The 19,561-nt window shown below is 44.9% G+C and carries 16 protein-coding genes; 9 read left to right on the top strand and 7 right to left on the bottom strand.

Annotated features, from left to right (window positions below; genetic code table 11):
- Positions 1-2: 2 nt before the first annotated feature.
- From frr to rpsB, 4 genes are all read right to left on the bottom strand, one after another.
- Positions 3-563: a ribosome recycling factor gene (gene frr, locus ACYQ4O_RS08130; RefSeq protein WP_308513118.1), complete on the bottom strand. Its 561-nt coding sequence runs from the start codon at positions 561-563 to the stop codon at positions 3-5.
- 342 nt (positions 564-905) lie between these two features.
- Positions 906-1,631, bottom strand: coding sequence for a UMP kinase (pyrH, locus tag ACYQ4O_RS08125; protein ID WP_066592990.1), 726 nt, complete (start codon positions 1,629-1,631; stop codon positions 906-908).
- 16 nt (positions 1,632-1,647) lie between these two features.
- Positions 1,648-2,535 carry a translation elongation factor Ts gene (tsf, locus tag ACYQ4O_RS08120; RefSeq protein WP_066592992.1) on the bottom strand — a complete coding sequence of 296 codons (888 nt, stop codon included), beginning with the start codon at positions 2,533-2,535 and terminating at the stop codon, positions 1,648-1,650.
- Between the two features lie 77 nt (positions 2,536-2,612).
- Positions 2,613-3,377: a 30S ribosomal protein S2 gene (gene rpsB / locus ACYQ4O_RS08115; protein ID WP_066592994.1), complete on the bottom strand. Its 765-nt coding sequence runs from the start codon at positions 3,375-3,377 to the stop codon at positions 2,613-2,615.
- A gap of 352 nt (positions 3,378-3,729) precedes the next feature.
- Between rpsB and map the strand changes: the two genes are divergently transcribed.
- The 3 genes from map to glnD all read left to right on the top strand — a co-directional run bounded on the left by map (position 3,730) and on the right by glnD (position 8,437).
- On the top strand, positions 3,730-4,539 hold the full coding sequence (map, locus tag ACYQ4O_RS08110) for a type I methionyl aminopeptidase (protein ID WP_460175278.1): 810 nt from the start codon (positions 3,730-3,732) through the stop codon (positions 4,537-4,539).
- Between the two features lie 143 nt (positions 4,540-4,682).
- On the top strand, positions 4,683-5,648 hold the full coding sequence (locus tag ACYQ4O_RS08105; protein WP_460175277.1) for an AEC family transporter: 966 nt from the start codon (positions 4,683-4,685) through the stop codon (positions 5,646-5,648).
- Positions 5,649-5,878: 230 nt separating this feature from the next.
- Positions 5,879-8,437: a [protein-PII] uridylyltransferase gene (gene glnD, locus ACYQ4O_RS08100; protein ID WP_308513121.1), complete on the top strand. Its 2,559-nt coding sequence runs from the start codon at positions 5,879-5,881 to the stop codon at positions 8,435-8,437.
- A 78-nt stretch (positions 8,438-8,515) separates the two neighbouring features.
- Here the strand turns inward: glnD and ACYQ4O_RS08095 are convergent, their stop codons facing one another.
- The 3 genes from ACYQ4O_RS08095 to ACYQ4O_RS08085 form a co-directional block, all read right to left on the bottom strand.
- Positions 8,516-9,250, bottom strand: a complete 735-nt coding sequence (locus tag ACYQ4O_RS08095; protein WP_460175276.1) for an S-methyl-5'-thioinosine phosphorylase — start codon at positions 9,248-9,250, stop codon at positions 8,516-8,518.
- A gap of 11 nt (positions 9,251-9,261) precedes the next feature.
- Complete coding sequence (gene ligA / locus ACYQ4O_RS08090) at positions 9,262-11,316, bottom strand: NAD-dependent DNA ligase LigA (RefSeq protein ID WP_460175275.1); 2,055 nt, start codon at positions 11,314-11,316, stop codon at positions 9,262-9,264.
- Positions 11,317-11,411: 95 nt separating this feature from the next.
- Complete coding sequence (locus ACYQ4O_RS08085) at positions 11,412-12,731, bottom strand: hypothetical protein (RefSeq protein ID WP_308513124.1); 1,320 nt, start codon at positions 12,729-12,731, stop codon at positions 11,412-11,414.
- 434 nt (positions 12,732-13,165) lie between these two features.
- Between ACYQ4O_RS08085 and queF the strand changes: the two genes are divergently transcribed.
- The 6 genes from queF to abc-f are packed head-to-tail and all read left to right on the top strand — an operon-like array spanning position 13,166 to position 19,557.
- Entirely contained in the window at positions 13,166-13,585 is a 420-nt protein-coding gene (gene queF / locus ACYQ4O_RS08080) for a preQ(1) synthase (RefSeq protein ID WP_066593018.1), read from the top strand.
- A 27-nt stretch (positions 13,586-13,612) separates the two neighbouring features.
- Entirely contained in the window at positions 13,613-14,800 is a 1,188-nt protein-coding gene (gene dapC, locus ACYQ4O_RS08075; RefSeq protein WP_460175274.1) for a succinyldiaminopimelate transaminase, read from the top strand.
- Between the two features lie 8 nt (positions 14,801-14,808).
- Positions 14,809-15,615: a 2,3,4,5-tetrahydropyridine-2,6-dicarboxylate N-succinyltransferase gene (dapD, locus tag ACYQ4O_RS08070; protein WP_066593028.1), complete on the top strand. Its 807-nt coding sequence runs from the start codon at positions 14,809-14,811 to the stop codon at positions 15,613-15,615.
- A 2-nt stretch (positions 15,616-15,617) separates the two neighbouring features.
- Positions 15,618-16,766, top strand: a complete 1,149-nt coding sequence (gene dapE / locus ACYQ4O_RS08065; protein ID WP_460175273.1) for a succinyl-diaminopimelate desuccinylase — start codon at positions 15,618-15,620, stop codon at positions 16,764-16,766.
- Complete coding sequence (gene prmB / locus ACYQ4O_RS08060) at positions 16,763-17,656, top strand: 50S ribosomal protein L3 N(5)-glutamine methyltransferase (RefSeq protein WP_460175272.1); 894 nt, start codon at positions 16,763-16,765, stop codon at positions 17,654-17,656. The genes dapE and prmB overlap by 4 nt, the downstream gene beginning before the upstream one ends.
- Entirely contained in the window at positions 17,656-19,557 is a 1,902-nt protein-coding gene (abc-f, locus tag ACYQ4O_RS08055; RefSeq protein WP_460175271.1) for a ribosomal protection-like ABC-F family protein, read from the top strand. The genes prmB and abc-f overlap by 1 nt, the downstream gene beginning before the upstream one ends.
- The last annotated feature ends 4 nt before the right edge of the window (positions 19,558-19,561 follow it).

Here is a 19,561-nt window from a genome sequence, read left to right as displayed (position 1 = left end):
AATTAAACAGTCATAATTTCTTTTTCTTTTTCAGCAACTAACTTATCAACTTCAGTGATGTATTTGTCAGTTAACTTTTGAATTTCTGTTTCGGCTCTTCTCTGCTCATCTTCAGAAATTTCTTTTTCTTTAACTAAGGCAGCAATCTTGTTGTTAGCGTCTCTTCTCAGATTTCTAACGGCAACCTTAGCTTCTTCACCTTCTCCGCGGACGACTTTAGTAAGGTCGCGTCTTCTTTCTTCAGTAAGAGGAGGCATCGGAACGCGAATGATGTCACCGGAAGTAGCGGGATTCAAGCCGAGATCGGAGTTACGAATAGCTTTTTCAACTACTGCAACCATTTTCTTTTCCCACGGCTGAACGGTAATTGTTCTGGCATCGGCCAAACCGAGCTGAGCTACCTGAGAGATTGGTGTGGGTGAACCGTAGTAGTCAACAGTGATATGTTCAAGAAGACCTGTGTGAGCACGGCCGGTGCGAATCTTCATGAAGTTTTCTTTGAGCGTAGCAATAGTACGCTGCATATGATGTTCAGACTGAGAGTAAATATCTTTTGTGGACATAGTTAACCCATTAAAAATCTTGTTGTTTCCCCTTGAGGGAATCTGCGTTTTAAAAAATGAAAGCTAATTTATTAAGTTTACCACGAGAGAGAAATAACCATTCCGGAAAAATTGCTCTAAAACATTTGATTACGGGCACCTTGCAGAAAAGCTTTGTTCACCAGCAGATTCCATCCTCAGTTCTTTCTTTTTTCGAAGCACTTCATCAAAATTTCCAGCGAAGGAGCTCTGTTTTGGAGGGGGAAAAATTTTGGAGCTCTTCTTTCCTGCGTGCAAGGCATTGAAAGAAGAACTCCGAAATTGAAAAAGGCCTTGAAAAAAATCAAAGCCTTAAGGTTTTATTTAGACGTGAACTAAAGTTCCTTCATCTTCTCCGAGAACAACGCGTTTTAATGCGCCCGGATTGTGAAGATTGAAGACTCTAATCGGCATCTTTTGGTCGCGGCATAAAGTAAATGCCGTTGCGTCTAAGATCTTTAACTTCTTCTGAATAGCCTCATCAAAAGTCAGGCTCTTAAACATCTTAGCTGTCGGATCTTTCTTCGGATCAGCCGTAAAGACACCATCTACCTGAGTAGCTTTCAAAACAACTTCAGCACCGATTTCAATACTGCGCAAGGCAGCCGCCGTATCGGTTGTGAAGAACGGGTTGCCGGTACCGGCCGCGAAAATCACCACCCTGCCCTTTCTCAAGTGGCTGAGAGCTTTGCCGCGAATGTACGGTTCGGCAACCTGATCAATGTCCAAAGCACATTGAACACGTGTTTCAACGCCTTCATTTCTGAGGCAGTCTTGAAGAGCCATTGCATTCATGCAAGTGGCCAGCATACCCATGTAGTCGCCTGTAGCGCGATCCATACCGGTACTGCCGAGTGCAACACCGCGGAAGATGTTGCCTCCACCGACGACGATGGCTAATTCCACACCTAAATCAACGATGCTCTTTACCTCTCCGACAATGGCTCTAAGCGTATCGCGATTGATACCGAAAGCCGCGTTGCCCATCAGGGCCTCGCCAGAAAGTTTAAGAAGGATTCTCTTATATTTAGGTGTTTCGTTTTCAGCCATCATAGTCTCCTAAAAATTAAGCACGTGCAGCGGCGGCCTGAGCAGCGACTTCAGCAGCGAAGTCGTTAGAACGCTTTTCCATACCTTCGCCAACAACGAACAAGGCGAATGCAGCAACTTCAGCTTTGTGTTCCTTAAGAAGCTGGCTGACAGTCTTCTTGTCGTCCTTAACGAACGGTTGAGACATAAGTGTAACTTCTTTGAGGAACTTGTTGACGGAACCTTCAGCAATACGTGCAATCATTTCTTCGGGCTTGCCGTTTTCGCGGGCCTTTTCAGAAGCGACGCGGCGTTCTTTTTCAATCAATTCAGGATCAACGCCTTCAGCATTTAATGCTTTTGGCTTGGAAGCAGCAATGTGCATTGCAACATCATGAGCAACTTCGTCATCACCGCCAACGATATCAACGATAGCGCCGATCTTGGCACCGCCGTGGATGTAGTTGTGGAGTTTGCCCTTAGCTGTGAGAAGCTGGAAGCGGCGGATAGAAATATTTTCGCCAATCTTACCGATAAGAGCTTTACGAATAGCTTCTACTGTAGAACCGTTGAGCGGAAGTTCAGACAAGGCAGCCAAATCAGCCGGCTTAGCTTCAGCAATCAACTTAGCGATGTCATTTGCGAAAGCGATGAAATCAGCGTTCTTGGCAACGAAGTCTGTTTCAGAGTTCAGTTCAACGATAGCACCGGTAGTCTTTGGCTCGTCGATATAGATAGCAACTACGCCGTCAGCTGTTACACGGGAAGCAGCCTTAGTAGCTTTGTTGCCAAGCTTAACGCGAAGAATTTCTTCGGCTCTGGCCATATCGCCTTCAGCCTCTGTAAGAGCTTTTTTGCACTCCATCATCGGGGCATCAGTCTTTTCACGGAGTTCTTTAACCATTGCGGCACTAATAGCAGCCATTATGTTTATCCTTTAAGTAAAAGTTTTAAAAGAAAGGGGCTGAATACGCCCCCTCCTAGTTAGATTGCTAAGATTGATTACTGAGCAGGAGCTTCTTCAACTTGAACTTCTTCTACGAAGTCTTCGTCTTTACCGGCAGCCTTAACTGTTTCGTCAAGTCTCTTGTTCTTGCCTTCCAAAATGGCGTCTGCAAAACCCTTGGCATAGAGCTTAACAGCACGTGCGCTGTCGTCGTTGCCAGGGATGATGTACTGAACACCAGCTGGGTTGTGGTTTGTATCAACAACACCAACAACTGGAATACCGAGCTTGTTAGCTTCTTGAATAGCAATCTTGTGATAGCCGACGTCAACGATAACCAAAGCGTCAGGAACAACAGTCATTTCCTTGATACCGCCCATTGCTTTGTTGAGCTTTTCTAGTTCACGAGTGAAGTCAAGAGCTTCTTTCTTAGTCATCTTGTCGAGACCACCATCAGCAACAGTCTGTTCCATTTCTTTGAGACGTTTCAAAGAAACCTTAACTGTTTTGAAGTTGGTGAGCATGCCGCCCAACCAGCGCTGATCAACGTAAGGCATACCGGCGCGCTTAGCTTCTTCAACGATAGCTTCGCGAGATGTGCGCTTTGTGCCTACGAAAAGGATAGTACCGCCGTTAGCAGCTAAATCTGTCAAAAACTTAGCGGCGTCATTGAAGCCTTCAACTGTTTTTTCGAGATTGATGATGTGAATCTTGTTGCGGGAACCGAAAATGTACTGTGCCATTTTTGGAGACCAGAAACGTGTCTGATGGCCGAAGTGTGCGCCTGCTTCAAGAAGTTCACGCATGCTCAATGTTGTCATGTTTTTTTCCTTTAGGGTTTAATTCCAACACCTCTTCCCTCGTCCGAACGGAACCCTAGTAGAGGAGGTGCGCTATTTAAAAATATTCTTGGCTTATGCCAATTGGGGCAGAATTCTATCAGAAACAAGACACTAGAATCGAAGGTTTTACAAAGAATTGTAATTATCGGAACCTGGCTTAATTAATTGACTCTCTTTGGGTTTGGATGAGCTTTTGGACCTTTCATCGTCCGACCTCGGCCTTCGCCGTTATAAATATTTACGAGCTCTTAAGAAAATTATGCACAATTTGCAAACAAATCACTTTTTTCTTTCTTAGGATGACTAGAATTCAGAAAACTTGGAATTAAAAATGTCACTTAAAAAAATCGTTATTAAAACTCCTGAAGAAATTGAAGGAATGAGAGCTGCGTGCAGAGACGCTGCTCTGGTATTGGATTTCATTGAACCTTATGTAAAGGCGGGCGTCACCACCGAAGAGCTAGACGATCTCATGCTCAAATACATGACCGAAGAACTCAAGGACGTCTCTGCCTGTCTTGGATATTCATCCGGCGGTGAAACTCCTTATCCTAAAGCCACTTGCATCTCTGTCAATCATCAGATTTGCCACGGAATTCCTGACCAAAAAGTTCTTAAAAAAGGCGACATTCTCAATATCGACGTCACCGTAATCAAGAACGGATTCCATGGCGACACGAGCAGAATGTTCAAGGTAGAACCTGTATCTATCGCCGCATCGCGCCTTTGCGAGATCACATTCAATGCGATGTGGAAAGGCATTTGCATGGTTAAGCCCGGGGCTCATTTCGGCGACATCGGCTACGCCATTCAGCAGTATGTTGGCCCTACCGGCTGCTCTATCGTTAGAGAATTCGGTGGTCACGGCGTAGGAAGAGGTTTCCACGAAGAACCTTTTGTCGCACACATTGGGAAGATGGGTGAAGGCCCCGAAATGAAGCCGGGAATGATTTTTACCATTGAACCAATGATCAACGCCGGCAAACACGCTTTGAAAATTATGCCTAATGGCTGGACCGCTGTAACCAAAGACAGAAGCCTCTCCGCACAATGGGAGCACACGGTTTTGGTTACTGAGACCGGTTATGAAGTCTTAACTGTTTCCCCGGGATGTCCGCAGCCTCCTAGCTGGGTTAAGTAATTTTTCATGAGCCTCCGAAAACGGAGGCTTTTTTGTACCCGATTTCATATGTTAGTGAGAATGCTAAATATTGTTGTCAATACAATGGGCTAGAGGATAAAAACTTTGAAAATACCTAACATTTAACGCAGAGGCCCCGACACATGTTTTACAACATTATTGTTAACGATATTGCACCGATTTTTGTGATCATGATGTTGGGATACGCCGGGGCAAAAATTCATGCTTTTACACCGGACCAAACTCAGGCGTTAAACAAGGTCGTCCTCGATATTGCTTTGCCTGCTGCTCTTTTTGCCTCTATTACCAAAGCCAACCGCGAATTAATATCCGGAGATCTTCTTCTCACGATCATCTCTTTTGCAGGTCAAGTAGGAATGTTTCTTCTTTGCTTTTATATCTGCAAGAAGTTTTGGAAGCACTCCATCCAGCAAGCTGCGGTATGTGCGCTGATTACCGGTGCTCCGACGGTTGGTTTCCTGGGCTTTGCCGTTTTAGATCCGGTCTTCGGCACCTCCACTCAAACGGGATTAGTCGTAGCCATTGAAGCGATCCTTTCAAATGCTGTGTTGATTCCAATCGGATTCTTTCTAATGAATATGGGGCAACCGGCAGGTGCGAACGGTCAGCAAGCAAACTCAAGTATTAAGGCAATCATCAACTCCCTTAAGCAGCCGGTGGTTTGGGCACCTATGCTCGCCGTCGCTATTGTTCTATGCGGCATTCGTATGCCCGATGCTTTATATCCTTCTTTAGATTTGATTGCAAAAGCGAATTCCGGCGTAGCTGTGTTTGCAGCCGGTTTAGCCCTAGCTACAGTTAAATTCAGCGTAGGACCTGAAATTATTTGGAATGTTTTCTTCAGAAACTTTTTAAGCCCTTTGGTCGTTTGTCTTGCAGGAGCTTTCTATCACCTTCCTCTTGAAAGCCTTTCTATGATGGTTCTCGCTTGCGCCCTTCCTCCTGCCTTCTCAGGTTTGATCATCAGCAGCAGATACAACATTTACGTCAAAGACGGAGCATCTACTTTGGCAGTCAGCACCTTGGTGTTTGCCTTTTCTGCTCCCTTCTGGCTCTGGATTACGCCTATTGTCGGTAAATGGTTTTAATGCGAAATCCTCTTTTCAGAAACTCAGCAGATTCCTATCGGCAGATTTGCTTCTTTTGTTAAGACTTTTCTGAGGTCTTCTGATTCGCCTGATTTTTCCCAGTTCATTCCTCCTTCTAGTTTTCTCTTTCTCCTGGAAGATTCTTACCTCAACAAGCAAAACTATCTTTCAGTTAAAACAGAAAGCCGGAAATGTAGAATCAAAGAAAGAAAACTTTGGAAGTCAAAAAAATGAACCAACAAGCCGTCACTGACTTTACTAACGAACGACAAATTCTTGCCAAAGAATTCAAAGAACATTCTGATCCCTTTGAGTATCTTCTTAAGCACACCCATGCAGCGGACGAAGCCATAGAGGCCATCTGCACGGACAACAATCTTTCTCCCAGAATTGCGGTTGTTGCCGTGGGCGGTTACGGCCGTTGTGAACTGTTTCCGTTTTCTGACTTAGACCTTTTATTTCTCCTGCCGGAAGATATCAAAGACTCAGAGCTAAAAGTCATTGAACAAGTCTTAAACGATCTATGGTCACTCGGACTTACGGTTGGACATTCCGTCCGGACTATCGACGAATGTATATCCCAAGCCGAAGAAGATATCACCGCCCAGACAGCCATGTTGGAATCACGTTTTCTTATGGGCGACGCCGGCCTATACAAGAAATACACCGAAAGGATGGAAGTCCAACTGAATTTTGTTGACTTCTTCAGAGCCAAATTCATCGAGCAGCAGCAAAGGCATCTGCGTTTCCAGGAAACGACCTATGCACTCGAACCGAATATCAAAGAATCTCCGGGAGGTTTGCGCGATCTTCACATCGTAACGTGGATTCTTAAAGCCGCCTACCTTGATGCCGCTAAAAAGAATAAAGAAATACCGAGTCTGCTCACTAATTATGAGCAAACAAAAATTCATGAAGACATGAAAACTCTCTTTTGGCTGCGAATTCATGTGCATCTTCTTGTAAATCGTCATGAGGACAGACTGCTTTTTGAAATTCAAGAATCTTTAGCTAAAGAGCTTGGATTCAAAGCGGACGCCGACAGAAGAGCCAGCGAAAAACTGATGCAGCAGTACTACGCCGTTGCTTCATCGATTGAACTATTAAATGACGTCATCCTTCAGGCACTAAAAGAACACTTCGTCTCAGTCACGAAACAAAAAGGAGTCAGCATCGGCAACGGCTTTCTAGTTAAAGGCGACGTTCTTGACACTGAAAATGAAAACTTCTACCAAAACGATCCGGCCATGCTCTTAATGCCTTTTGTTTTGGCTACCGAACATCGAGAAATCAACAAGTTTTCTACGACTATTCATCGAGCATACGGAAACTTGGACAAGCGTATTCCCGACAACTTTGCTTCGCTTGATGAAGTTAAGTCCAGCTTTCTCAAAATTCTAAAAGCTAAAAAAGGTGTTTACCACTGCTTAAAGGAGATGAACAAACTCGGAATCCTTTCCAAACTGATTCCTCCATTCGGCCGCATTGTAGGCCAGCTTCAGCATGATCTATTCCATGCCTACACTGTTGACCAACATACGATTTTAGCCATTAGCTATTTGAGACGTTTTACAAAAAGCGAGAACGCTCATGAGATGCCGCTTATGACTGAACTGATGATGTCATTGGAAGACAATTGGCGTCTCGTAGCAGCCCTTCTCTTCCATGATATCGGCAAAGGCCGCGGCGGGGACCATAGCCGCATAGGTGCAGAAGAAGTAAAGATTTTTGCTAAAAGCTATAACTTAACTCCGGAAGAAACGGACTATATTGAATTTCTCGTTAGAGAACATTTGACAATGAGCAGAGTTGCGCAAAAACAAGACATCTCTGACCCCGAAGTTATTAAAAAATTCGCTGAGAAAGTCGTTTCATTAGACCGCCTCACAGGGCTCTACTTGATTACCGTTGCCGATATCCGTGCAACAGGTCCGAAAGTCTGGAACAGCTGGAAAGCCAAATTGTTGGAGGAACTGTTCTACGCCACCGCCAATTTCTTGCAAGGAAAATCCTTATCCAAGACCATGTTGGTCAATAACCGACGGGAAGATGTCCTCAAAGCCGGGAACTTCAACGCCAAAGAAAAAGAAAAGCTTGAGCAATTCTGGGAGGACTTTGACGTCGGCTATTTCATGCGGCATTCCGTCGACAACATTCTTTGGCAGTCAAAAGAACTTTTGGATCACATGGACAGAAAGAGTTCCTATGTAATTTACAGACCGGTCAAAGGCCTTCCGAATGCCTATGAGGTTGTCGTTTTGACGGAAGACCGGAACGAGCTGTTTGCCCGCATTGTTTCCACTTTCCAGAGCTACCGCCTTTCAATTCTAGAAGCAAGAATTTATACCGGTAAGACCGGACGAGTCTTAGACCATTTCGTGGTCATTGACAATAACCTAAACTCTTCAAGCGAGGAAAAATTTGAAGAGCTGAAAGCCGATTTAATTAATAGGCTTGATAATCAGCTGCCTCTGCAGCCTCCGATAAAAGGACGTCTGTCGAGACACTCTAAAAACTTCCCGATTACGCCTGAGGTTCAGCTTAGAGCCGACGCCGGCGGAAGCCACTATTTGTTATCGGTTGCAGCCACAGACAGACTGGGCATTCTGGCCACAATCGCCCGCGTCTTTATCGAGTTTAAGATTAACCTCATCACCGCAAGAATTGCTACATTGGGAGAAAGAATCGAAGACGTTTTCGTAATCGAAAATCCTCGGCTGGCAGATCCTCAGTTTGCCGCAGAATTTGAAACGGCTTTGCTAAAAATTTTAGAACTGAGACCGTCTTAAGACACGGTACTTCTTGGGAACTATCAGAAAGCGCAAAACTCCTTGAGGCCTCTTCTGCAGAGGCCTACTTTGAAAGCATTAAAAGCTTTCAAAAGCCTTTAGTGCTATCTTGAGACTCTTCTTGGTCGCTTCTTCACTCACATCTGAAAAGGCCTTAATGTCAATCTTAGAAGATGAAAGGCCGATTCCGGCAGCAGGGTTGACGATTTGGCAGATAGCCGCGTAATTGAGTCCTAACTCTCTGGCCAAACAAGCTTCCGGCATCAAAGTCATACCGACGTAATGGGCACCGTCTTGAGCAAGTTTCTTGATTTCTGCCGCAGTTTCGAGTCTCGGACCTTGTCGAACCGCATACGTTCCGCCGTCTATAACCGGTATTAAAAGATCATCTGCCGCATCTAAAAGTTTTTCCCGAAGCTGTCCGCTGAAAGGTTCGGTGAAATCGATAAAAGTAATGGTCTCTGAGTCACCTTTGTTATATGAAGTTTCTCTCCCCCAGGTATAGTCGATGATTTGGTCCGGAACAGCAATAGAACCTGGCTTGTCCTCTTCCACAATCCCGCCAACCGAACAAAGAGCAACAACCGCTTTTGGTGCTAATTGTGCGATCGCCCACATATTTGCACGATAGTTGATTAGATGCGGAGGCTTCCGGCAGACTCGGCCATGTCTGGGAAAGAAAATAATTTCTTTATCTTCTACTTCAGCAAATTCAAAGGGCGCTGAAGGCTCGCCCCACGGAGTAGGAATAGCTTCAGTTCGAGTTATATTCAGCTCTTCTTGAGAAAGCTTTACGCTTCCTCCAATAATCACAAACCTCTCCATTATTCTTCTTTTCCTTGGACCAACATGGCCATAAACTGCTCTTCACTAATAATCGGAACGGATAAAGCCTGCGCTTTGGCAAGTTTGCTTCCGGCGGCTTCCCCGGCAAGAACATAACTTGTTTTTTTAGAAACTGAGCCGCTGACTTTCCCTCCGGCTTTGCGGATCATATCGCTGGCTTCATCTCTGGAAAGGGTCGGCAATGTTCCCGTCAACACAAATGTCATGCCGGCAAATACCAATTCAGAAGCATCAACTTCTCCTTTTTCTTCCCAATGAACGCCAAGATCCTGAAGCTCTTGGATAACCTGCAGGTTTTTGGGCTCTGCAAAGAAGTGGAGAATTTTCTCAGCGGTGGACATTCCGACATCGTCAACTTCTAAAAGCTGTTCCAATCCCGCGTCTTCACAAGCTTTTAACGTTCTAAAGTGATTCGCCAAAGTTCTAGCAGTGGATTCACCAACATCAGGAATACTGATGGCATATAAAAATTTTTCTAAGGTAGTACTCTTCGATTTCTCAATGGAAGCTAGAAGATTATCTGCTGACTTTTCTCCCATTCTTTCTAAAGAGACGAATTGCTCCTTAGTCAAACGGTAAATATCGGAAATATTTTTTACCCAGCCCTTCTCAACTAATTGTTCCGCCAGTTTTTCTCCAATTCCGTCTATACCCATGGCTTTACGAGAGACAAAGTGAAGAATGGACTGGACACGTTGAGCTTGACAGAACAAACCTCCCGTACACTTCCTATCTTTTTCCCCTTCTTCTTTGTAGGCATGAGAACCGCAGACCGGGCAGAACTCGGGCATGACAAAATCGCGAGCATTATCCGGACGAAGCTCTTTAATGACTCTGACAATTTCCGGAATGACATCTCCGGCGCGTCTTACGACGACCGTATCTCCTATCTTCACTCCCATGTTTTGAAGGAACTCTTCATTGTGAAGAGAAGCGTTGCTGATAGTGGTCCCTCCGACAAAGACCGGTTTTAAACGGGCAACCGGCGTGAGCTTGCCGGTTCTGCCGACTTGAATGGTAATGTCTTGAACCACTGTTTGAACCTCTTGGGGAGGATACTTATGCGCACACGCCCAGCGAGGTTCACGAGAGACGAAGCCTAAAGATCTTTGCAAAGCAAAGCTGTTGACTTTGTAAACTACTCCGTCAATATCAAAAGGCAAATCATCTCTGATTTTTTCTACTCTTACATGGAAGTTTTGAAGTTCTTCCGGCCCATATGCTAGAACTCTTGTATCAGCAACCGGGAATCCTTTGGATTTCAAGTAGTCCAAAAGTTCTGATTGCTTATTGGCCACCGTTTCAGAAACCTCTCCATAACCATAGGCATAGAAAGATAGGTTTCTTCTGGCAGTAACCGAAGGATCAAGCTGTCTTAAGCAGCCTGCCGCCGCATTACGAGGATTGGCAAAAAGCTTTTGCCCTTCTGCCTTCTGCTCTTCGTTAATTCTCTTAAATTCTGACTTATGGAGAATAACTTCGCCTCTTACCTCAAAAATTTCGGGGAAGTTTTCAACTTTCAGCGGAAGGGTCTTGATGGTACGAACATTGGCTGTGACATCTTCTCCCTCATATCCGTCGCCGCGGGTTGTTGCTTGAACCAAAATGCCCTTTTCATAACGAATATTGACAGCCAAACCGTCAAATTTAAGCTCGCAGTCGTATTCAACAGGAGAATCTTGCGGCGTCAATTCGAGCTCTCTTCTTACGCGGCCGTCAAAGTCGTAAGCACCCTGGGCGGTGTAATCGGTTTCCGTGTGAATGGAAAGCAGAGGTATCTTATGTTTGACCTTGACTGCCTCAGTTCTTACGGCAGCACCGACTCTTTCCGTCGGAGAAAATAAGGTTTTAAATTGAGGATATTGCTGTTCAAGCCTAACTAATTCCTGAAAGAGAGAATCATAAAGTTCATCAGAAATAGTGGGATTGTTATCGACGTAATAAGCCTGATTATGCTTATTAATTTCATCAGCCAGCTGCTCCATCCGCTTCTGAATTTCTAAATCTTTTGCTGAGTCTTTTTTGGCGCTCATATTCATTCCCAAAAATCTATCTGCCTAACAAAAGAAGCCTTCAACTTCGAATGAGTGAGGCTTCTTCTATGGTTAACGTTTTTTCCAATACTCCGCTACGCCAGTAATTTGTGCGCAGTCGGACTTCCCGGTTCTAGACCCTTGTCTCTCATTTGCTGATAGAAATTATCAATCTCTTTTTTGACCGTAGTAAGAATCTGACCGTTTATTGGGTAGCCCTGATTGTCCACGATTTCTGCTTCAAAAGGAGCAGCGAAAGCATTTGCAGCTATCATCAAAGAGCGAAGCGGCTGAGATTCCGGAGTCATCAAAGCGACGAATAAGGAAATAACAACGTAGTTCGGTGAAACCCAAGCTGCCGCAATCGCACCTTTTCTGTTATGGCTTCTCTTTCCGTCAGCTGTCTGCACTAACTCCCCAACTTTTTCATATAGTTTGGAATTAATACGTTTCATGCCTAAATCGCTTGCCACTTTTTCAAACTCATCCAAGCTGACTTCGTTGCGGGAGCGTAAAGTAACGGAAATCTGAGCCCCAAATTGCTGAAGCAAATGAGTAAGATTTTTTGATTTGTTTGAAATCAAAGACTGTTCCACTTCGTCGCTGCTTCCGTCAAACATCATTTCCAAACGCTGCTTAATCTGCAGAACGGATGAAATGGAAACTTCACTTACCACGCCTCTGGAGGAAGCCAACTGAACGAAGATGATGATGGAAGAATAGAGGCCGATAGCTTCCGGAACGTACCAGCTCTTGGTGTAAGAATCGTACCCGTAAACCCAATAATTGCCTTTCGGCTGGAGGTTTTTCAGCGGAAGAAGCTCATTTAAAAGCGCACTGCCGGTAACCGGGTTCTTAAACTGGATTTTGAAAGAAACCTCAAGCATCGGATTATGAGAAGGACAGCCGTTTTTTTCAACTTCTTCAAATCTTAAGACCTCATCAAACGGAAGACTGTTTTGTTGAAAATCCAACGCAGAACCGGAAGTGTCAACCCGTGCCGCAGCCTGAGCCTGCATTTGTTGTTTTTTCGATTCTTCAAGAGCTTTGGCTGTTTTTTCAAAAGAATAGACCTCAGGGACTTTATCCGCAGTAGGTTTTTCTTCAGGTTTAGCCGGCTTAACAGGCGCAGGAGAAGGAGTAGCCTGCACTGGAGCGGTAGGTTTCTGAACAGTATCTTTCACGGGACTCTGGGAGGAAGAAGGGTTCGCCGCTTCCGGAGATTGGCGTACCGACTGAATCTCTTTTTCTTTCTCAGAACGTAAGAAAGGCTCTTTTTTGTTTCCCGCCAGAGGTGAATTATCCTGCTTAATTTTTTTCGGGGCTTCTTTAATTTTCAACCAATACCAGATGCCACCGCCCGCGCAGCCGATAAGCAAAATAGCGGTCAATGTCATCCCAAGAACAAAGCTCATCCGATTTCCCTTCTCTTTAAATCTTATGCATTACTGGATCGGATATTTTATTGTTTAAAGGTGCTGTTGTGGTAATGAATTTCAGAATTAATTAGATAAATTTTCCTAATATCGAGAAAATTATCAGTATCCGGCTGAAAATACAGACTTTCCGCAGAAAAACACCGACCGGCGGGTTGGCCGGAAATGAGCATATACGAGATTTTTAATTGTCTGGAAAGTCTCAAAAAGCCTCGTTTGAAGCGGCGAATGATTTTGACGTCGGCTATCAGGAATTCCTTCTCAATTGAACTTCTTCTTCCAACTTCTTACTCATTTTTCTCAGTCTTTTGGGCACTAATAGAAAATTCGCTTAGACTTAAAGGTTTAATAGTTTGTTGCTTGTAGCCTCTCTATTTGAAAGGCTCCAAGCTGTTTATAGGAGTGTTCCTTTAATGCCTACTCAACCTAGTAAAACACTAGAAACTTTTGATAACCCTCAGCCGAACAGAGATTACCTCATTCACATTGAGATTCCTGAATTTACATCTCTCTGTCCTTTGACAGGGCAACCTGATTTTGCAACGCTTTTTCTTGACTACATTCCTGATAAGAAAAATGTTGAATTGAAAGCCCTTAAGCTTTACATCTGGAGCTTCCGTGAAGAAGGCGCTTTCCATGAAGCCATCACCAACAAAATTCTTGATGATTTAGTTGAAGCTCTTCAGCCGCGCTACATGAGACTGAAAGCAAAATGGTGGGTCAGAGGCGGCATCTATACCACGGTGGTTGCTGAACATCGCAAGCCCGGTTGGGCCCCGCAACCGATGGTAGAACTTCCTGAATTTGAAACAAACGACCCGACAAGAGGTTAATCAATTTCTCAATCCCAAGGAACTTCCATGAATCCAGATTTAGCGCTGACCAGACCTTATCCTTTTTCACGATTAAAAAAATTATTGGAAGGAGCTCAGCTGCCTGCCGGCAAAAAACATATTTCTCTTTCAATCGGAGAACCAAAACATCCGGCTCCTTCATCTGTATTAAATGAGCTCTACCACAACTTCGAACTGTTTGAAAAATATCCTTCCACCAATGGAATGCCTGAACTGCGGGAGGCAATTGCCAATTGGAACTTAAGACGGCATGGAGTAAAACTTAATCCGGCCACTCAAATTCTGCCGGTTAACGGGTCCCGAGAAGCCCTATTTTCTTTTACTCAAGCAGCCATAGACTCCTCCAAGAACCCAACGGTTTTAATGCCGTGCCCCTTCTATCAAATCTATGAGGGAGCGGCCATCATGGCAGGAGCCAAACCCGTTTATATCCCGACAACTGCTGAAAACGACTTTGTGATGGACTTAGAGTCCTCTGCCTCCGAAGAAGAACTCCAAAGCGCCCAACTGGTTTTTGTTTGCTCCCCGAGTAACCCGACTGGGAAAGTCCTCGGCCTGGCTCATTGGAAAAAATTATTTGAATTGGCCGATAAATACAACTTCATTATCGCCAGTGATGAATGTTATTCGGAAATTTATTTTGACGAAAATAATCCTCCGCTTGGTGCTCTACAAGCCGCGAAGATTCTAGGCCGAGATGATTTTGACAAGTTGGTGGTTTTTTCAAGTTTGTCCAAGCGCTCAAACATTCCGGGCATGAGAACGGGATTCGTGGCAGGGGATGCAAAGCTCTTGAAACCCTATCTTCTTTACCGAACCTATCACGGCTGCGCCATGAGCGGCCCTTTGCAAAAAGCAAGCATCATTGCTTGGAATGATGAAGAACACGTTAAAGAAAACAGACGTCTTTACCGTGAAAAATTTGAAGCCGGTCTGCCGCTCGTACAGCAGACCCTTGAAGTAGAAATGCCGGATGCCTCATTTTATCTTTGGGCTAAGACCCCAATAGATGATAAAGTTTTTACTAGGAGGCTCTACGAGGAAGCAGGCATCACGGTTCTTCCGGGAAGTTTTTTAGGAAGAGTACTTGCAAACGGCATCAATCCGGGCTCCGGATACGTGCGCATTGCACTCGTAGCGACAACTGAAGAAGTGAAAGAAGCGACGCAACGAATCGCTGAATTTAAGATATAGGAGTAAAAATGCAATATATAAAAGACATTATCGAACGCGCTTTTGACCTCAAGCCGGAACATTTAGGCCCCGAAGTACACAACGCTGTAGATGAAGTTCTTCAGTCTTTGAACAAGGGGAAATTAAGAGTAGCCGAAAAGATTGACGGTAAGTGGGAAGTCAACCAATGGATCAAAAAGGCCATTCTTCTTGAATTTAGAATGAATCCAAGCCGTGTTTCCAGAGCAGGTGAGTTTGTTTATTTTGACAAAGTTCCTCTTAAATTTACTCTTTACAACGAAAGAATGTTCAAGGAAGGCGGCTTCCGTGTAGTTCCGGGAGCCATTGCCCGCGAAGGCAGCTTCATTGCTCCGGGAGCTGTTTTGATGCCGTCTTATGTCAACATCGGTGCATACGTCGGTGAAAACACAATGGTCGACACTTGGGCAACAGTAGGCTCTTGTGCACAAATCGGCAAAAACTGCCATCTCTCCGGTGGAGTCGGCATCGGCGGCGTCTTGGAACCCCTTCAGGCCAACCCAACCATTATTGAAGATAACTGCTTCATCGGTGCCCGCAGTGAAATTGTCGAAGGCGTCATCGTTGAAGAAAACTCCGTCATCTCTATGGGCGTCTTTATCGGCCAAAGCACGAAAATCTATGACAGAACTACAGGCGAAATTTTCAGAGGCCGCGTGCCTGCCGGTTCCGTTGTTGTCCCGGGAAGCCTCCCGAGCAAAGACGGCAAATATAACCTGAACTGCGCCGTCATCGTTAAGCGTGTCGATGCCCAAACAAGAGCCAAGACCAGCATTAACGAACTTTTAAGAGACTAAGCATGACTGCCGCCTCAGACAACTTAACCCTTCGGCTTTTGAAAGAAGTCCTCTCTTGTCCTTCCGTCACACCGGAGGATAAAGGATGTCAAAACTTAATCAGCGGTTTCCTTAGTGACGCCGGGTTCGAATCAGAAAATATTCGCCGTGGAAAAACAGACAATCTTTACTGTTGGTATGGATCTGACGGACCATTGTTTTTATTTGCCGGTCACACTGACGTCGTTCCTCCCGGTTGCGGCTGGAATACAGACCCGTTTGCTCCGACAGAAGTTGACGGGAACTTAGTTGCTCGAGGCGCGCAGGACATGAAAACCTCTGACGTTTGCTTTGCAGCTGCTGCAAAGCAATTCGTCAAAAACTTTCCAAACTTTAAAGGCCGTATTGCCCTTCTTCTCACAAGTGATGAAGAAGGGGACGGCAAAGACGGAACGGCTTTTGCCATCGAGGAACTGAAGAAGGAAGGAATTCAGCCCGACTTTTGTATTGTCGGAGAACCGACTTGCTCTAAAGAATTAGGCGACACCATTAAGAACGGCCGCAGAGGCTCTTGCAACTGCCGCGTTACTATTTATGGGGAACAAGGTCACGTCGCCTATCCGTTAAAGGTTGAAAACTCAATTCATACAGCGTCCAAAATTATCAGCAAGCTTGCTCAAACCCAGTGGGACCAGGGCTGCGAAGGCTTCCCCTCCACTTCTTTCCAGGTAAGTAATATCACTGCCGGAACAGGTGCCGTCAACATAGTCCCCGGTTCTTGCAGTTTTGTTTTTAATTTACGTTATAACCCGGCAACTTCCGGCCAAGAAATTGAAAATAAAGCTAACGGCATTATTAAAGAATTTACAGAAAACGCCGATATTTCTTGGGAACACAGCGCTTTTCCTTTTAAAACGGAAGGAAAGAAATTAACCGGATGCTTAGAAAAAGCCATCTCTAAGGTTCAAGACATAAAACCAACGCTTTCAACTTCGGGAGGAACCAGCGACGCACGTTTCATCAGTCGGTGGTGTTCGGAAGTCGTTGAATTCGGTCCTGTCAACAATCTCATCCATAAAGCGAACGAATCCATTCCTTTAAAGGATATTCCGAAGCTGACAGAAATTTATTACCAAACACTTGTCAATCTTTTTTCGGTAAGTTCAAAATGAATTTAGAAAACACTGCCCCTCTAAGAACAATTAGAGATTTTGTCAGGTACGCTGCAACTCAATTGTCCAAAGCAAACATCTCCTATGCTCACGGATATGACAATCCCTACGACGAAGCAGGATTTTTGGTGCTCCGTTCCTTGGGAATCGAACTTGAATATGAAAATAAGTTTTTAGACGCAGCGTTAACTCAGGACGAAAGGCAATTCATTCTCAACCAGATATCCCGCAGATGCGATGAACTGGTACCGACCGCTTATCTAACTAAAGAATGGTGGCTGACGGGCCATCGTTTTTTCGTCGATGATCGCGTCCTAATTCCCAGAAGCTTTATTGCCGAATTAATTGAAGAAGAAATTCAGCCGTGGGTAAAGAACCCTGAAGAAATTGCTTCCGTATTAGATATGTGCACCGGCTCCGGATGTCTTGCCATTCTCGCCTCCGAATGCTTCCCGAATGCGGAAGTAGATGCGGTTGATATCAGCGAAGGCGCTTTGGAAGTTGCGGAAAAAAATATCGCCGACTACGGTTTAGAAGGTATTGTAAGACCTATTCAATCGGATTTATTTACCAACTTAGCCGGTAAGAAGTACGACGTTATCATCACAAATCCTCCCTATGTCACCACAGAAGCTATGGAGCATTTGCCCGGTGAATACCGGCACGAACCTGAGCTGGCTTTAGTTGCGGGCGAAGACGGGATGGATTTAATTAAAACTATCCTTGAGCAGGCTAAAGAACATTTAAATGACGGCGGATTAATGTTTGTAGAACTGGGTGACGGCAAAGAGGCTTTTGAGAACAGATGGCCCGAATTAAATGTTGTATGGCTTCCCACCAGCGGAGGCGATGATCAGGTATTCATGATCAGAAAGGAAGATCTTCCGTAATGCTTAGACTCCAAAACGTATCTGTCGCCCGCGGAACAAGAATTCTTTATTCCGGGGCAACACTCATCAGCAGCCCCGGAGAAAGAATCGGATTAGTGGGACCTAACGGTTCAGGCAAATCAACATTATTTGCCGCCATTCTCGGAGAAATCGGCACAGAAGCAGGTGACATCACAACTCCGGAATACAACCGCATTTCGCACGTTGCTCAGAGAATTGAAAACCCTGAACAGCAAGCCATGCATTACGTCCTTGAAGGACATAAGCCTCTCATCGAAGCTAAGAGTGCTTTAGCCAAGGCTGAACAGTCTCATGATGATTTAGCTTACGCCTCAGCTCTAGCCGCTTACACTGAAATCAATGAAGGAGCAGTAGTTGCCAGAGCAAAAGAAATTCTTCACGGTCTGGGATTCAAGGACGAAGACTCCGAAAGAAAGGTGTCAGAGTTCTCAGGCGGTTGGAGAAACAGACTTTCTCTGGCCCGTGCTCTGCTTACACCGGCCGAGTTAATGCTGCTTGACGAACCGACCAACCACTTGGATATCGACTCCGTCATTTGGCTGGAAAGTTGGTTGAAGGCTCAACAAACCACTATCGTCGTCATTTCCCATGACAGAGAATTCTTAGATCGGATTTCCCAAACAATTTGGTCTATTGAAGACGGCACCATTCATCGTTATTCGGGAAACTTCTCCGATTACGAGAGAATCAGAGCTGAAAAGATTAAACAGCAAGCAGCGGCTGCCAAAGCTTACGAAAAAACCGCCAGTCATCTGCAAAAGTTTATCGACCGTTTCCGCTATAAAGCTACCAAGGCCAAGCAGGCTCAATCCCGTATCAAGATGCTGGAAAAGCTTCAAGCCATTGAGCCGATAAAAGGAAGCAATGAATGGCGCTTTAACTTTGCTGAACCTGAGAAGATGCCTCAGCATCTCATCTTTGCACAAGAGTTAAACTGCGGCTATGACGGCAGACCAATTTTGACAAATGTCAAAGTTAAGGTTGAACCGCAAGACCGAATCGGCGTTTTAGGCGTCAACGGAGCCGGTAAATCAACATTAATTAAAACGCTTATTGGAGAGCTTGCGGCGATATCCGGAGAAATTCGCTACGGTACAGGCTTAAATATCGGCTACTTTGCCCAGCATCAGCTCGATCAGCTCAGAGAAGACGAATCTCCTTTGCAGCATCTTACCCGCATCGCACCGAATGTCAGAGAACAAGAACTGCGAAACTATCTCGGCGGATTTAAATTCAGTAATGAGATGGCCTGCAACCCTGTCGGTCCGATGTCCGGAGGAGAAAAAGCCCGTCTTTGCCTTGCCTTGATAGCGTGGACTAAACCTAATCTTTTAGTCCTTGACGAGCCAACCAACCATTTGGATATGGAAACTCGCGATGCTCTCACCGTAGCCTTGTCCTCTTTCGAAGGTGCGGTCTTATTGGTTTCTCACGATCGGCACCTTCTGAAAGCTGTATGTGACGATTTATGGATTGTTCATAAAGGTCAGGTCAGTGAATTTTTAGGAGATTTGGAAGATTACGCACGTATTGTTCTTGAAGACAAAAAGGACAAAGTCAAAGAATCCGCCTCCGAAGACAAAGAAGCTTCTACGGTAAATAAAAAAGAGAAACGAAAATTAGAAGCTGAAGAAAGAGCACGCATTTCCGCTTTAAGAGCTCCTCTGCAAAAGCAGCTTAAACAGGTTGAAACTGCTCTCGATAAAAAGTCAAAGAAGTTAAAAGAACTTAACGCTCAATTGGCTGAGGAAGATTTTTATCAAAAAGATTCCGCTCTTGTCAGCAAAACCATCAAAGAACAAGGAGAGCTTGCCTCGGAAGTGGAAGAACTTGAACTTCAGTGGCTGGATTTATCCGAGCAAATTGAAAGCATCGTTTAAGCCA

Source organism: Turicimonas sp. TL08 (genome assembly GCF_054660695.1).
Note: the sequence above shows the minus strand (reverse complement) of the source record. Positions and strands in the feature narration are given on the sequence as shown.

Coding starts and splice junctions, on each gene's coding strand:
- pyrH (WP_066592990.1), bottom strand. CDS start 1,631: ATGGCTGAAAACGAAACACCTAAATATAAGAGAATCCTTCTTAAACTT.
- ACYQ4O_RS08105 (WP_460175277.1), top strand. CDS start 4,683: ATGTTTTACAACATTATTGTTAACGATATTGCACCGATTTTTGTGATC.
- dapC (WP_460175274.1), top strand. CDS start 13,613: ATGAATCCAGATTTAGCGCTGACCAGACCTTATCCTTTTTCACGATTA.
- queF (WP_066593018.1), top strand. CDS start 13,166: ATGCCTACTCAACCTAGTAAAACACTAGAAACTTTTGATAACCCTCAG.
- abc-f (WP_460175271.1), top strand. CDS start 17,656: ATGCTTAGACTCCAAAACGTATCTGTCGCCCGCGGAACAAGAATTCTT.
- ACYQ4O_RS08085 (WP_308513124.1), bottom strand. CDS start 12,731: ATGAGCTTTGTTCTTGGGATGACATTGACCGCTATTTTGCTTATCGGC.
- frr (WP_308513118.1), bottom strand. CDS start 563: ATGTCCACAAAAGATATTTACTCTCAGTCTGAACATCATATGCAGCGT.
- prmB (WP_460175272.1), top strand. CDS start 16,763: ATGAATTTAGAAAACACTGCCCCTCTAAGAACAATTAGAGATTTTGTC.
- dapD (WP_066593028.1), top strand. CDS start 14,809: ATGCAATATATAAAAGACATTATCGAACGCGCTTTTGACCTCAAGCCG.
- tsf (WP_066592992.1), bottom strand. CDS start 2,535: ATGGCTGCTATTAGTGCCGCAATGGTTAAAGAACTCCGTGAAAAGACT.
- ligA (WP_460175275.1), bottom strand. CDS start 11,316: ATGAGCGCCAAAAAAGACTCAGCAAAAGATTTAGAAATTCAGAAGCGG.
- rpsB (WP_066592994.1), bottom strand. CDS start 3,377: ATGACAACATTGAGCATGCGTGAACTTCTTGAAGCAGGCGCACACTTC.
- glnD (WP_308513121.1), top strand. CDS start 5,879: ATGAACCAACAAGCCGTCACTGACTTTACTAACGAACGACAAATTCTT.
- dapE (WP_460175273.1), top strand. CDS start 15,618: ATGACTGCCGCCTCAGACAACTTAACCCTTCGGCTTTTGAAAGAAGTC.
- map (WP_460175278.1), top strand. CDS start 3,730: ATGTCACTTAAAAAAATCGTTATTAAAACTCCTGAAGAAATTGAAGGA.